Below are 14,382 nucleotides of genomic sequence, written 5' to 3'. Positions count from 1 at the left end.
TATTCGCGCAGCGCGCGAGATAAACACGATGCTGATATTTTACGCCCCGGCGCGGGCTCTCTCCAGCCGTTAATGGCGCAAAATCGGATAAGTGACCAATATCACACTAAAAAATGATCTAAAACAAAAACCACCCTTTTGGGTGAGTCGCGATGGTCACAATTTTGCCAACCAGATCTCGTTTCACGAAACATGTTTGAAAATATTAATAAACAAACTTGCAACATTCAGGCTGGTCGGACCTATACTCTGGCCACTGGTCTGATTTGTCTGTCATACCTCAGACCCTACACTTCGCGCTCCTGTTACGGTATGTAACAATTATTGAATAAAAATAACTCAATGAGGTTATGGTCATGAGCCAGAAAACCCTGTTCAACAAGACTGCGCTGGCAGTCGCAGTGGCACTCGTCTCCACTTCCGCATGGTCAGCGGGCTTTCAGTTAAACGAATTTTCTTCCTCTGGCCTTGGCCGCGCGTATTCAGGGGAAGGCGCTATCGCTGATGATGCGGGTAACGCAAGCCGTAACCCCGCATTGATCATGATGTTTGATCGTCCGACCTTCTCTGCCGGTGCGGTTTATATCGATCCTGATGTCAACATTTCTGGCAAGTCGCCTTACACGGGTGCGAGCCTTAAAGCGGACAATATTGCCCCAACAGCATGGGTCCCTAACCTGCACTTCGTTGCGCCTATCAATGAACAGTTTGGCTGGGGAGCATCCGTAACCTCTAACTACGGGCTTGCTACCGAGTTCAATAGCAACTACCCGGCTGGTGAATACGGCGGTAAAACAGACCTTACTACGCTGAACCTGAACCTGAGTGGTGCTTATCGCCTGAACGACAACTGGAGCTTTGGTCTGGGCTTTGATGCCGTCTACGCCGATGCCAAAATTGAACGTTACTCCGGGGAGCAAACTGCTCGCCTGCCAAAAAACAGCAACAAAATTGCCAGCCTTGAAGGTGATGAGTGGGGCTATGGCTGGAACGCCGGTATCCTGTACGAGCTGGACAAAAACAACCGTTGGGGCCTGACCTATCGCTCCGAAGTGAAAATTGACTTCGACGGCGATTACAAGAGCGGCATCCTGAAGCCTGTGAACAACGTGGTTCCTGGTGCGGGTACCACCATTCCTTGGGGAACGTCAAACCAGACCGTTCCAGGTTCGCTGTCACTGCATTTGCCAGAAATGTGGGAAGTCTCCGGTTATAACCGCGTTGCACCGCAATGGGCGATCCACTACAGCCTGGCCTATACCAGCTGGAGCCAGTTCCAGGAGCTGAAAGCGACCGGAAGCAATGGTCAAACGCTGTTCTATAAGGACGAAAGCTTCCACGACGCTTATCGTATTGCGTTGGGTACCACCTACTACTACGATAAAAACTGGACTTTCCGCTCCGGTATCGCATTTGACGACAGCCCGGTTCCGGCAGACAAGCGTTCCATTTCCATTCCGGATCAGGACCGCTTCTGGATAAGTGCAGGCGCGACTTATGCGTTCAACGAGAATGCATCTATCGATGCGGGCGTATCTTATATGCACGGTCAGAAAGTGACGTTCCAGGAAGGCCCTTACGAGTTTACCTCTGAAGGTAAAGCCTGGCTGTTCGGTACGAACTTCAACTACGCGTTCTAATCGCGCAGGAATTGAAAAAGGTGAGCATTGCTCACCTTTTTTATTTACTCCGAATCGATATCTTTTAGTTCGTTCTCGATCGCCTTCGCGTTTGGATTCTCTTCCGGTTTCAGCTTACCGCCGTTAGCAATAAAGTCATGATTCTGGAAGTACGCTTCTCGCACCATAATATACGGGTCAGAAGACTGGCGCAGTAAGCCATCAGAGTCGAGCAGTTGAGCACGGGTTTCAATCCCTTCCACCGTCCATTTACCCACCGACAGCGGCCAGGTCAGCCACGACAGAACCGGATACAGCGTATCAACCATATCGCCGCCGTCATCACGAAGGGTGAAACTACCGTAGAACGGTAATTGCATGTACGGACCGTACCCGACGCCATAATGTCCCATTGTGCTGCCGAAACGGTGCGGCTGCTCACGCTGCAGTTTCGGGTTCGCCATGCCTGCCACGTCAATAAAGCCGCCCATCCCCAGAATGGAGTTCAGGAAGAAGCGGGTAAAGTGCACCATCCCCTGATACGGGTCGCCCTGCAGGAAGTAGTTCACCATTACCGCAGGCTCTTCGAGGTTGCTGGTAAAATTACTTAACCCGTTACGCGCGGGCTGGGGAACATAATCGCGCCATGCTACTGCCACCGGGCGAACCACATACGGGTCCAGCACGTTGTAGTTGAAGTTATACATGGAGCGGTTAAATCCTTCGAGAGGATCGGAGCGTCCCGTTTGCTCCCCGGAGCTGGCGCAGCCCACAAGCATCGTCGCGCCAAGCGCAAGCGCCGACAGCCGAAGTTTCATAAATATCTCCCTGTTCAGTATGGCTATCGTTGATTGCCATCCGTAACGGAGCCGTTGATGCTCCGTCTGTAAACGTGCAAGCGATTGTAACAGCACGTTTACCGATGTCTATGAGCACAATTACGGGCAGTAATCACCGTGACTCTGATCTCAGCATAGCCTGGCTTTTGGAATTCGTTTCGCTGGCAATTTTATAATGTCTTTGAAAGAGATGTATCACCTTTGTTGTCATTGCCGCCAATTTAAGAGCATCCCCACAGGCATCCCGATAAAAGCCGCTACGCTTAACAGAAAGATCAACCTCCGGGAGCAGATATGAAAGACGTGGGCGAAGAAAAAATTGGCGAGAGCGATGAGGAACTTGAAATTGAAAGCGAGGAGAAAGCGCGTGGCGAGAAAATAGAAATTGATGAAGATCGCCTCCCTTCCCGCGCGATGGCCATCCATGAGCATATACGCCAGGACGGTGAAAAAGAGATGGAGCGCGATGCCATGGCCCTCTTCTGGTCAGCTATCGCCGCAGGGCTCTCAATGGGCGCGTCTCTGCTCGCCAAAGGGATATTTCATGTTCAGCTGGAAGGTGTGCCGGGCGGTTTTTTACTCGAGAATCTCGGCTATACCTTCGGCTTTGTGATTGTCATCATGGCCCGCCAGCAGCTGTTTACCGAAAACACGGTGACCGCCGTTCTGCCGGTGATGCAAAACCCTACCCTCGGCAATTTCGGTTTATTGATGCGTCTGTGGAGCGTCGTCCTGCTGGGTAATATCATCGGCACGGGCATCGCGGCCTGGGCGTTTGAGTACATGCCGATCTTTGATGAACCCACCCGGGACGCATTTGTAAAAATCGGCATGGATGTGATGAAAAACACCCCGATCGAAATGTTCTCGAATGCCATCATCTCTGGCTGGATTATCGCCACGATGGTCTGGATGTTTCCTTCAGCAGGGAGCGCCAAAATTGTGGTGATTATATTGATGACCTGGCTGATTGCGCTGGCTGACACCACGCATATTGTGGTCGGTACCGTAGAAATACTGTATCTGGTCTTTAACGGTACGCTTCACTGGAGCGACTTTTTCTGGCCGTTCGCCTTACCGACACTAGCAGGAAACATCTGCGGCGGAACGTTTATCTTCGCGCTGTTAAGCCATGCCCAAATCCGTAACGACATGTCGAACAAACGCAAAGCGGAGCTTAAAGCGCGGGAAAATGATGATAAATCGACAAAAAAATCGTCCTGAATGGTGACTCTTTGAGCAGTCAGGCGGCGATGCGCTTAACGCAAAGTGTAAATGACGCTATACTCGTGCCGCCTCGTCCCCTTAGTTAAATGGATATAACGAGCCCCTCCTAAGGGCTAGTTGCAGGTTCGATTCCTGCAGGGGACACCATTAAGTCATTTCACACCACTTCAGTTCACTTCACAACATCAGCAATACCAAGCCTTTCAACAGAAACCACACTTACACAGCGTTCAATTACCTTCATGACATTACAGCACTCTGATGGTATAAGTGATGGTATTCATCAGTTCGATATCCAGATACCATCAATTACCTCTTGAGGGGGTGCCATTTATGGCTATAAACGAGCTTTCACCCAAACAGATCGAGAATGCCAAGCCACGAGACACCGATTACAAAATAACCGATGGTGGCAGTCTGTACCTCTTGGTCAAAAAAACGGGTGGCAAATACTGGCGCATGAATTATCGCTTTGCTGGTAAACAGGCGACATTAGCATTGGGCGTGTATCCGGATGTTCCACTGACAACAGCACGTAAACGCAGAGATGAAGCCAGACAGCTTCTTGCCGACGGCAAAGATCCACGTGAAGCAAAAAAAGCTGAAAGCACTGAACCAACGTCACCGACTTTCGAGGCTATAGCCCGTGAGTGGCACGGCGGAACGATGGGACATCCTGAGTGGAAAGAGATCACCCGTAATAAAATATTGAGGGAAATGGAAAACCACATATTTCCTCTCATCGGTAGTAAACCCATCGACAGCTTAAAAACACGGGATCTGCTACCTTTGCTTATCAGCATGAACGAACAAGGCATTGGTGCTACTACGGGAAGAGTAAAGACAACGATGAGCAGCGTATTCCGCTATGCGGTTCAGCGTGGAATAGTCGAGTACAACCCAGCTCACGACCTGAAAGGTGCTTTGACGAGTCCTAAAACTAAACACCGCCCCGCCCTTCCTCTGGATCGCCTGCCAGAATTGATGACGAAAACTGCAACATACACAGGCAGATCTCTCACCAAACTCGCAGTATTACTATCTCTTCATACGTTTGTTCGCTCCAGCGAACTTCGCCACGCTCGCTGGGACGAGATAAATTTTGATACTGCCATGTGGACAATCCCTGGTCAGCGAGAAGAAATCGCAGGTGTAAAATTCTCTGAACGTGGGGCTAAAATGGGCAGTGGGCATTCAGTACCATTGTCTTCGCAGGCAATTGACGTATTGAAATCGATTAAAAGCATCAGCAATGAGTACACACTGATTTTTCCTGGCGATAGCAACCCCTATAAGCCTATGAGTGAGAACACGGTTAATAAAGCGCTCCGTACTATGGGTTATGATACTCAGGCCGATGTTTGCTTACATGGTTTCCGGGCAATGGCCTGCTCTGCTCTTACCGAATCAGGATTGTGGTCACGGGATGCCGTAGAGCGGCAAATGAGCCATCAGGAACGTAATGAGGTACGTGCGGCTTATGTTCATCTGGCGCAGCACATGCAGGAGCGCCGCCGAATGATGCAGTGGTGGTCAGACTATCTTGAAGCAAACTCTGATCAACATGTTGCACCATATGACATGAAGAAATTACGGGTTGTTGGCAATTAACCGAACAAACTGGGGCTAGCCCGGTCAGGCGAAAAGCAGTAACACCTGATGCCTGCCTCAGTTTTTATCAGATGCGCAAGAGGATGAGGTGATGGATAGCAACGTCTGGAAAGAGAACCGAATCGCGCCTTTAGAATACTGCTCATTCGAAAGAGCTGCTAAATTGCTCAATTGCGAATGTGAAGACTTAATTCACTGGAATAAAATAGGTGCTATCTCAATAGCTTTTGAGCCTAAAAATTTAGCTGGTGATTTGTCTGTTAGCTTTTACGAAAATGCCGCTGATAATATTGAACGATATAACCTCTCGTACAATATCACAGCCGAGTTGAGCTTTTATGGTTCTATTTTTAACTCTAAACGAGGACATAAAGAAGGTGTGTATTTCCATCAATCCCGTTATGGATTTAATTTTTCAGGGTACATTAATGGATTGTGGATTATTAGCTCCGGAATTATAAATGAAAATAATGGAGTATTCATAACAAATAAAAACCACAAAGGACATAATTTATTTCACCCTGTTAGTAGATCTGATGAAATTTGCTCTGTCTTTTTTATTTACAAAGGAGAGGAGGAGTTTTCACTTGAATTGAGTGAGCTTTTCATAACAAGGTTAGATATCGAAAAAATCTGGACAGCTACAATCCTTGGTGAGCCAATGGATAGCTATTTCACGGGTAAACCTCGAGAAGATAAACCTATTATTCCAAATGCTGTATCGCTAACACAAAGTGCAAGGCATGATAAAAATAGGCAGAGACTCGAATCTGCGGCTAAAAAGGTACTTGCCAATCACCGGAGTGAATGTGTCGACAAAGGTGGTAAATTGGTTTTTACAAAATGGGCTTCAGCCACATTGAAATATAGAAATGATTATGGAGGCTTTATTCATTCGAGCCAAAGAGGAATAAGTAAAATACTCAAGGAAATGCAGGAAGAGGAAATTGCTCAACATAATGCAGAGTAAACTTACCCTGCTACTGTGTAAGCTTACCCTGTATTTAAATCGTTCTACGCACCTCCTAACATTTGTCGTGATGATTACACTAACGACATAACATGGCAGGTGAAACCTATGATTACACAACCCTACCCTCACACCGGGCATGCCCGACCACGAGCTACTGCTGATTTTCTCAAAGTCAGCACTGTCACTCTTTGGCGCTGGGAAACAAGCAAACCCGATTTCCCGAAGTCCATTCGTCTTTCTGAACGCGTCACTGTCTACGACGCTGCAGAGATCCGATCCTGGCTGGATTCGAAGAAGCACAGCTAACCCTGGAGTAAAAACTATGAAATTAGAAAAATCTGGCTTAACTGCCAGTGGCCAAACTCACGCTGAAAAAAGTGAACCGCTAATTATCATTAGCAAACATTTGAGCGGTGAATCCGATGCGTAATATCGACTTTATACGCGAAGTGACTCATACCGCTGCCGGGCAATGGCATTCCGTTTTGTCTGACCTCAGTATCGCAGTTTCTGATTCACCGCTCAGGCATACCCCCTGCCCGGCGTGCGGAGGAACAGATCGCTTTCGGTTCGACGACAACGAGCGCGGGGCTCATATCTGCAATCAGTGTGGCGCTGGCGACGGCCTCGATCTGATTAAGAAGGTGAATGGCTGCGACACGACAGAGGCCGCGCAGCTGGTAGCGGAAGTGCTGGGTATTGATTTTCGGGTATCGCAAACGAATCTAAGCGCTGTCATTGAGCGCCGGAAATTACTTAAGACAGAGCGCCTGCAGCGTGAGCAAATGCGACAGGAGCAGGCCGCACAGGACACAGAGCACCGTCGCCTAGCCTTTTCTCGCCGCTATGCAGCGATGTGCCAGAATGTCACACAGGGCGAATCTGACTATCTGAAATCAAAGGGGCTGAACGGCCTCACCTATCCCCTTCTCACTAATGGCGCGATCCTGCTGCCGCTGGTGGACAACACTGGTGCGGTCACTGCCGCACAAACCATTACCTCGAGCGGGGAAAAACGTCTTGTAGTGGATTCAGCCAAACGCGGAGCATTCCACGCTATCAACGCTACAGAGCAACCGCAGGAGGTGATCCTTGCCGAAGGACTGGCAACGGCCTTATCAGTTCACTTAATGCGACCGGATGCACTGACCATCTGTGCAGTCGATGCCGGTAACCTGTTACACGTCGCCATCCAGATGCGTCAGCAGTACCCACAAGCAAAAATAATTATTGCCGCTGATAACGACCACCACAACAACCAGCCAAACACCGGGAAAGCGGTCGCAGATAAAGCGGCGCTTTTGGTAGCTGGATGGGTGGCTCTTCCACCGGGTGAGAATAAAGCCGACTGGAACGACATCCACCAGCAATACGGGGTAGCTGAGAGCATCTGCATGTTTACCGATTCGATGTACCAAGCACAGGGAGAAAGCATGAAACCAGAGTTGCAGGCCATTGAGGGAGGTAAATCTAGCCCTCCAGAAATAGACCCGTTAAAACCGCGTATCGAGAGCCGGGAGGATGGTGTGTACTGGATTGTGCCAAAGGTGGACAAAGAAAGCGGCAATATTATCAATAACGAAAACTGGCTGGCGTCAGCAATGGACGTGATCGGCTCCGGACGCGACGATAAAGACCAGTATCTGATATTACGCTGGCTGGCCTTTGGCTCAGACGTACCGACGACCGCTGCCATTCCCCTAGCGGATATTGGAGAGCGAGAAGGCTGGCGCGCTTTGAAAGCAGGCGGGGTTAAAGTCACTGCTAAAAGCAATATGAGGGCAATTTTGGCCGACTGGTTACAGCGCAACAGCTCACGTGAGCTATGGCGTGTTACCTATGCCACTGGCTGGCAGTGCGGGGCATATATCATGCCCGACGGAGAAATCATCGGCACACCTGCCAGGCCTGTTTTATTCAGCGGTCGCAGCTCCGCAAGTGCAGGTTATGCCGTACAGGGCACAACTGAGAGTTGGCGTGGCAGTGTGGCGCGTCTGGCATACGGCAACTATGCAATGATGACCGGCGTCGCTGCCGCCCTGGCAGCGCCATTAATCGGCCTGACGGGCGCGGATGGGTTCGGCATTCACTTTTATGAGCAGTCGAGTGCAGGCAAAACCACCACCGCGAATGTGGCGAGCAGCTTATACGGCAATCCGGATTTATTACGCCTGACGTGGTACGGAACGGCATTGGGGCTGGCAAACGAAGCCGCCGCTCACAATGACGGATTAATGCCACTGGATGAAGTCGGACAGGGAGCTGACCCGGTGAGCGTGTCGCAGTCTGCCTATGCGCTATTTAACGGTGTAGGAAAATTGCAGGGCGCGAAGGAAGGCGGCAACCGCGATTTAAAACGCTGGCGAACCGTGGCTATCAGTACAGGTGAAATGGATTTAGAAACATTCATAGCCAGTGCGGGGCGCAAAACCAAAGCGGGACAACTCGTGCGCCTACTGAATATACCGCTCAGTAAAGCTGTGCGCTTTCATGAATACGCGAACGGCAAGCAACATGCCGACGCACTCAAAGAAGCATACCAGCACCATCACGGTTCCGCTGGAAGGTCGTGGATAAAATGGCTGGCAGACCACTCGCAACAGGCGATTGATACCGTGCGTAAGTGTGAAGCACACTGGCGCAATCTTATTCCTGCCGACTATGGCGAGCAGGTACATCGTGTGGCCGCACGATTTGCCATTCTGGAGGCTGCGTTACAGTTGAGTGAAGCGGTCACGGGATGGGATGCACAGACCTGCCGTGATGCAATACAGCACAGTTACAACGCGTGGCTACGCGAGTTCGGCACCGGCAACAAAGAACACCAGCAAATAATTGAACAGTGCGAGGCGTTTTTGAATTCCTATGGATTCAGCCGGTTTGCACCGTTCCCCTATAGCTCAGCCGATATGCCGATTAAGGATCTGGCGGGGTATCGTCAGAAAGGGAAGCACGAAAACGATCCGACAATCTACTACACCTTTCGAAGCACATTTGAAAAAGAGATCGCCCAGAACTTTAACCCGAAGCAATTCGCTGAAGTTCTGAAAAATTCAGGGATGTTGACCCCTCCTACGAGCGGGCGAGGTTACCAGCGCAAATCACCTCGCATCGACGGAAGGCAGATTAACGTTTACGTCCTGACCTTCCAGACAGAGGACTACGCCGCATCTGAGGAATAGCATTTTTCACATACGTAAAAAGGGTGTTGGTTCAGTTAGCTCAGTCGGTTCAATATAAAATGCTCATTGTTTTATAAGGATTTTAATTCGCATATTGAACCAGCGCTGAACCAACAAATATCCGTTTTGAATCAATAATTAGTAATACTGACATTCCCTCTGGCAGGCAGTAAACCAACAGAAAGTCCCGCTGAACCAGCTCAGCATCACCAATGTTGGTTCAGCAAAACCCGGTGTTGGCAAGGCCTGCCGGGCATTGAACCGACTAAACCAACAGAACCAACACTACTGTGCTTAGGAAGGTGCGAATAAGTCCGAGATGTGAGATCATCGTGTTGTAACCTGAACCCAGAATGAGTAACCGGATGAGCCAGCAACTGACTTTTGCCGACAGTGAGTTTTCCAGTAAACGCCGCCAGACCCGCAAAGAAGTTTTCCTTGGCAGAATGGATGACTTGCTTCCCTGGGACAAATTACTTGGCGTTATCGAGCCTGTGTATCCCAAGGCCGGTAATGGTCGCAGGCCCTATCCGCTGGAAACCATGCTGCGTATTCACTGCATGCAGCAATGGTACAACCTGAGCGATGAGGCCATGGAAGATGCCCTCTATGAAATCGCCTCCATGCGCCAATTTGCTCGCCTGTCACTGGATAAAGCCATTCCAGACCGCACTACCATCATGAATTTCCGGCATTTGCTGGAGCAGCATGAACTGGCCCGCAAAATCTTCAGTACCGTTAATCACTGGCTAGCAGAGTGTGGCGTTCTAATGACCCAGGGCACCTTGGTGGATGCCACCATCATTCAAGCCCCCAGCTCTACCAAAAACAAACACAACAGCCGTGATGAAGACATGCACCAGACCAAGAAAGGTAACCAGTGGTACTTCGGCATGAAAGCGCACATTGGCGTGGACGCCAAAAGTGGCCTGACCCACAGTCTGGTGACCACGGCGGCTAACGAGCACGACCTCAATCAGGTTGGCAAGTTACTGCATGGCGATGAAGAATTTATCTCAGCCGATGCTGGTTATCAGGGGGCCGAAAAGCGCGATGAGCTCAGCGATGTCAGCGCAGACTGGCTTATCGCCAAGCGTCCCGGCAAAGTGAATGCATTGAAGCAACACCCGCGCAAGAACAAGCTGGCCATCCGTTACGAATACCTGAAAGCGAGTATCCGAGCGAAGGTTGAGCATCCATTTCGGATAGTAAAATGTCAGTTTGGTTTCGTCAAAGCCAGGTACAAGGGGCTGGCTAAAAATGACAGTCAACTGGCGATGTTATTCACCCTGGCGAACCTGGTTCGAGTTGACCAATTGATACGGGCACAGGCGAGATCTACCTGAAATGAGGAAATTAGCCTGAAACAGGGCCAAAATCAGCCACGAAGAGACGATTTTGGGCTGAAAATTGGAAAATTGAGCCACAGGACGTCGATAAAGGACGGTTTGGGGCGTCATATCGGGAGCTGCGGACCACTTAATCGCAACTTCCCTTACTATCAGTAAAAATCAGGTGAGGTATGACGGCTTTGAAAAATGGCCACACAGATTTCAGCGTACGAGTGGCTGATAGCTGCTTAACGTAACCTTTCAGGTGATGCCAGTTATGCAGAATTATTTGCAGACTCACTCAAGCCCATTTCTCCCCAAGCATTTTTCCAGCCAGCAATGCGTTTTACCGAAATAGAATGATGCGTCGACTCATCATTCTGCGCACGGTGCCCACCATGCTTATCCAGATACGCCAAATGAGCCTCATAAATATCATTCCTGATCCACGACAGCGGCGTAATATAGAAAGTATTCGGCTCTCGTCCGAGATCAACAAACACCCAAAACGCATTATCTTTTTTATCAAGAGTACACTGGGCAGCATAGTTGGTTGTGGTTTGCCATGTTCCTGCTTTTTTCGATCGGGTCGTCACTTTGCACGTTTTACCGTTGGGTGCCTCAAATAAGATGAATGACTTGTTGCCTTCCTTTTGAACGACAATATTTCTGGCCCCAAGGCTGGTTAATTTGTGCAATACCGCTAACTGCCCTAATTCTGCTGTGTTCATAATTTCCTCTCGAACGATTCAAAAAAACCAGCAAGTGCCGCAAATTTGCAGCGATGAGGTAAAAGCCTAAAACAACAAAAGCAACTTTCAGCACCTAATAAAAAAAAGCACTACGCCTCATGTGGTGATATCAACCACACCACCTGCATCCAGGACAGTCTTTTTTGCAACTGTGGGATAACGTTATTCAGCCAGTACAGGGAGGAAACATAGCCTGAAGATCCGCCGCCACGGCTAAACCGTTTTACAAAAAACTCATCTTCCCCTACCCGATGAATTAATGATCTTCCAGTCAATGCCTGGAATGCCGCCGCGATGATATTTGCCAACTCGTCTTCATCTTCCGGGATACTCACCTGACACAAAGCCTTGCGCATTTCCAACCATAAGAAGAGACTCCCGCGCGATCCCCACTGGGTTGGCGCAGGATCAAACAAGTCAGATACAACAGCCCATTCACGTTCCGGAAAGCTAATCTTTTTTGCCGCAACCTTATGTACCAATGGGAAAAATATCTGCCTGAAAAAATCAGCCTCTACCATGAATGTAAAACCTTCAGCCACATCAAAGTGAATGGCTTCAGTCGTTGATATCGCTTTACCCGTCAACGCAAAAAAGAGGTGATTTAGCCTGGTATCCAGTTCGCTAAGGTCATCAGGACATGGCTCAACACCTGAAGCCGAAATCATTTTATCGACCAAAATTTGGTTGCCATCATAATCAGTGAACAATTGCCGTTCAGTGGCAACGACTTTTCTGATGATTTGCGCGAGAGTCTCTTTTTGTGGGAAAAGAAGATACTCCAGTTCGGGTCTGTTGTGCTTTTCGACCACGATGTCATAAGCCGTCTGCCGCTTAGTGTTCGTTGTCGCACTTCGCTCGGCCCCAAGAGATAACAATTCCCCTATCACCGACAAATTAGCCCCATGCCATGCCGCCTGATGCAACGGGGTGTAGCCTTTAGGTTCACTGGGAAGATTGACCAGATGAGGATAATCACCAAGAATGGGCAAAAGCATTTCCCATTCTCCCTGGAAAGCGAGTTTTAATACTTTATCGTTAACAGACCTCATTCCAGCCTCTCTTACTCTGCCCGTTCAGCATCCCAACGTAAAAAAATACGTTTTAGCTTATCCACCGTATGACGCCATTTCGGCGTGGTAGGCTTGCAGACCGTGTTCTGATTGCCGAAGAATCCGACCTCGTTCACCGCGTCACTTTCTGCACGGGTTTCCAGCCATTTCACGGGAACAAAATATTCTGATTTGTCAGGGTCGTCGGCGTTTTCACGATATCCGTCACCAAATTTGAGGACATCCATCGCCAACTTCTCGCCGTGTTCCGTGTTAATGGTGAAGCTGCTGGCGGGTTCAACGGCGCTCTGCACGATGCCGACACCAACGTAGCCCGTTGCCGGGATTTTTACCCACACACGATTGCCAGGCTGCAGCTGCTTTAACGTTTGGCTGTACCAGCTTCCACCACCTGCGCTGATAAATCCGTAACGACGCGCTTCTTCCCAGACGCGGCTTTTCGGGTCACCAAACGATACGTAAAACTCGCCGTTCCAGGGTTCTTTTGCACTGGCGCTGGTGGCAGTGGCCTGCGCGGCATTGGTTTGCGTTTCGCTTGGGTCAATAAGCCAGGCGCGGCTTAAAAACTGTTCGTCACCGTGCTGGAACACCTTGAAGAACAGGACGTTAATTGAGATTCCGTATTTACTCAGATAATCGACGATGCGTTCAGTTGAAGGGTCCAACTCTGCTGCGACAATAATTATCTGGTGTGACTTGTTGATGGCGTCGTCTTCGAGTTCAACGTTAAAACGTTGTCTGAATGCGTCGCCAAGATTGCCGCCGGAAAAATTTTCGTAGATCTGCGAAAGACGCTCCGGGGATAAGTCATCCACCCAGGAGGCGTAATCCAGCGCCTGCGCGACCACTTCTCGCGGAGTGCGATCGCGCTTCAGTTCAATCAGGATGAGCGAGGCATCCGGCGCAATCGCCAGCAGATCGATACGCCCTTTATCGAGCGTATTTTCCTGATGGCCGATGATCATCCACTGATCGGAGAGGATGGTGGGATCAGTTAAAATCATCCTCTCCAGCAGTTGCTCACTGGCGAGTTTGCTGATGATCAGCGGCTGAGGATTCTCCCCTACCCGCCAGATAGCATGATGAACCGGCATCGTCTCTTCCTTAACGCCTGATCCAGCTGGCGTTATTGTTGAAGCCAGTTTGGACTAGGACAGCGTGGAAGAACCGGAGCGTACACGTAGTACGTGAGGATTCTGAGCACTGCCCAGGGCCAAAATGGCGAATAAAATAGCCTGGTGGACAGGCGCTTAGTTTAATGCTGCCTCTGTGAGCGCATCCGCCAGGTGAAGCTGGGTTTGTTGGGCGGCTTGCAGACGGGACTTAAGTTGGTCACATACTTTGAAAAAGTCTTCAATAGTGGATATCACCTTCAATTGGATTGCTGTAGGAGGAAGAGCTACCGGTGCTGACCTCAAATTTTCTTGAGATATATTCATTTGGCTCTCAGCCATACCAGACTTCGATGCTTCCAAATAATCAGCTGTCACCCCACAGTTAAGGCATAATGAAATATATTTCGCTGATATCTCATCAGAAATTAAATGAAACCTGATGATTTTGTCCGATATCATTAACTTGGATCGTGTTTTTTCAACTAAACACGAAACACCAACTCTGTTCTTTGGTCCTGCTCTTGTAACTAAGATATCACCATCATGGTGATGCTGCCAACTTACTGATTTAGTGTATGATGGTGTTTTTGAGGTGCTCCAGTGGCTTCTGTTTCTATCAGCTGTCCCTCCTGTTCAGCTACTGACGGGGTGGTGCGTAAC

General features: G+C 49.4%; 13 protein-coding genes and 1 tRNA gene. 9 read left to right on the top strand and 5 right to left on the bottom strand.

The window, feature by feature from the left end; translation table 11 throughout:
* The first annotated feature begins 356 nt into the window (after nt 1-356).
* Entirely contained in the window at nt 357-1,640 is a 1,284-nt protein-coding gene (gene fadL / locus FHC52_RS16775; RefSeq protein ID WP_008502618.1) for a long-chain fatty acid transporter FadL, read from the top strand.
* A gap of 44 nt (nt 1,641-1,684) precedes the next feature.
* Here the strand turns inward: fadL and mlaA are convergent, their stop codons facing one another.
* Complete coding sequence (gene mlaA / locus FHC52_RS16770) at nt 1,685-2,437, bottom strand: phospholipid-binding lipoprotein MlaA (protein ID WP_008502619.1); 753 nt, start codon at nt 2,435-2,437, stop codon at nt 1,685-1,687.
* 315 nt (nt 2,438-2,752) lie between these two features.
* Between mlaA and FHC52_RS16765 the strand changes: the two genes are divergently transcribed.
* The 7 genes from FHC52_RS16765 to FHC52_RS16735 all read left to right on the top strand — a co-directional run bounded on the left by FHC52_RS16765 (nt 2,753) and on the right by FHC52_RS16735 (nt 10,797).
* Nucleotides 2,753-3,682 (top strand): formate/nitrite transporter family protein, encoded by a 930-nt coding sequence (locus FHC52_RS16765; RefSeq protein ID WP_023325783.1) that lies wholly within the window; start codon nt 2,753-2,755, stop codon nt 3,680-3,682.
* A gap of 75 nt (nt 3,683-3,757) precedes the next feature.
* Nucleotides 3,758-3,832 (top strand) — tRNA-Arg (locus FHC52_RS16760).
* Nucleotides 3,833-4,018: 186 nt separating this feature from the next.
* Nucleotides 4,019-5,296: an integrase arm-type DNA-binding domain-containing protein gene (locus FHC52_RS16755; protein ID WP_003028195.1), complete on the top strand. Its 1,278-nt coding sequence runs from the start codon at nt 4,019-4,021 to the stop codon at nt 5,294-5,296.
* Nucleotides 5,297-5,387: 91 nt separating this feature from the next.
* Nucleotides 5,388-6,266, top strand: a complete 879-nt coding sequence (locus FHC52_RS16750; protein ID WP_003028196.1) for a hypothetical protein — start codon at nt 5,388-5,390, stop codon at nt 6,264-6,266.
* 108 nt (nt 6,267-6,374) lie between these two features.
* Complete coding sequence (locus FHC52_RS16745) at nt 6,375-6,575, top strand: AlpA family transcriptional regulator (protein ID WP_003028198.1); 201 nt, start codon at nt 6,375-6,377, stop codon at nt 6,573-6,575.
* A gap of 116 nt (nt 6,576-6,691) precedes the next feature.
* Complete coding sequence (locus FHC52_RS16740; RefSeq protein ID WP_003028200.1) at nt 6,692-9,451, top strand: TOPRIM and DUF927 domain-containing protein; 2,760 nt, start codon at nt 6,692-6,694, stop codon at nt 9,449-9,451.
* A 365-nt stretch (nt 9,452-9,816) separates the two neighbouring features.
* The gene (locus tag FHC52_RS16735) at nt 9,817-10,797 is read left to right on the top strand and encodes an IS5-like element ISEc68 family transposase (RefSeq protein WP_000082736.1); all 981 of its coding nucleotides are present in this window, start codon (nt 9,817-9,819) and stop codon (nt 10,795-10,797) included.
* Nucleotides 10,798-11,057: 260 nt separating this feature from the next.
* Here the strand turns inward: FHC52_RS16735 and FHC52_RS16730 are convergent, their stop codons facing one another.
* From FHC52_RS16730 to FHC52_RS16715, 4 genes are all read right to left on the bottom strand, one after another.
* Nucleotides 11,058-11,513 carry a hypothetical protein gene (locus tag FHC52_RS16730; protein ID WP_003028202.1) on the bottom strand — a complete coding sequence of 152 codons (456 nt, stop codon included), beginning with the start codon at nt 11,511-11,513 and terminating at the stop codon, nt 11,058-11,060.
* Nucleotides 11,514-11,623: 110 nt separating this feature from the next.
* Nucleotides 11,624-12,586 (bottom strand): ankyrin repeat domain-containing protein, encoded by a 963-nt coding sequence (locus FHC52_RS16725; protein ID WP_003028204.1) that lies wholly within the window; start codon nt 12,584-12,586, stop codon nt 11,624-11,626.
* 11 nt (nt 12,587-12,597) lie between these two features.
* On the bottom strand, nt 12,598-13,701 hold the full coding sequence (locus FHC52_RS16720) for a hypothetical protein (protein ID WP_003028207.1): 1,104 nt from the start codon (nt 13,699-13,701) through the stop codon (nt 12,598-12,600).
* 156 nt (nt 13,702-13,857) lie between these two features.
* Nucleotides 13,858-14,256 (bottom strand): restriction endonuclease subunit S, encoded by a 399-nt coding sequence (locus tag FHC52_RS16715; protein ID WP_112917406.1) that lies wholly within the window; start codon nt 14,254-14,256, stop codon nt 13,858-13,860.
* A 66-nt stretch (nt 14,257-14,322) separates the two neighbouring features.
* Here FHC52_RS16715 and FHC52_RS22940 point away from each other — a divergent pair.
* A partial coding sequence (locus FHC52_RS22940) for an IS1 family transposase (protein ID WP_001623223.1) occupies nt 14,323-14,382 on the top strand: 60 nt, incomplete at its 3' end.

Origin of the sequence: Enterobacter sp. EC_64, assembly GCF_019584165.1 — a bacterium.
Taxonomy (GTDB): domain Bacteria; phylum Pseudomonadota; class Gammaproteobacteria; order Enterobacterales; family Enterobacteriaceae; genus Enterobacter; species Enterobacter roggenkampii.
This window is presented reverse-complemented; position numbering and strand designations above follow the sequence as displayed.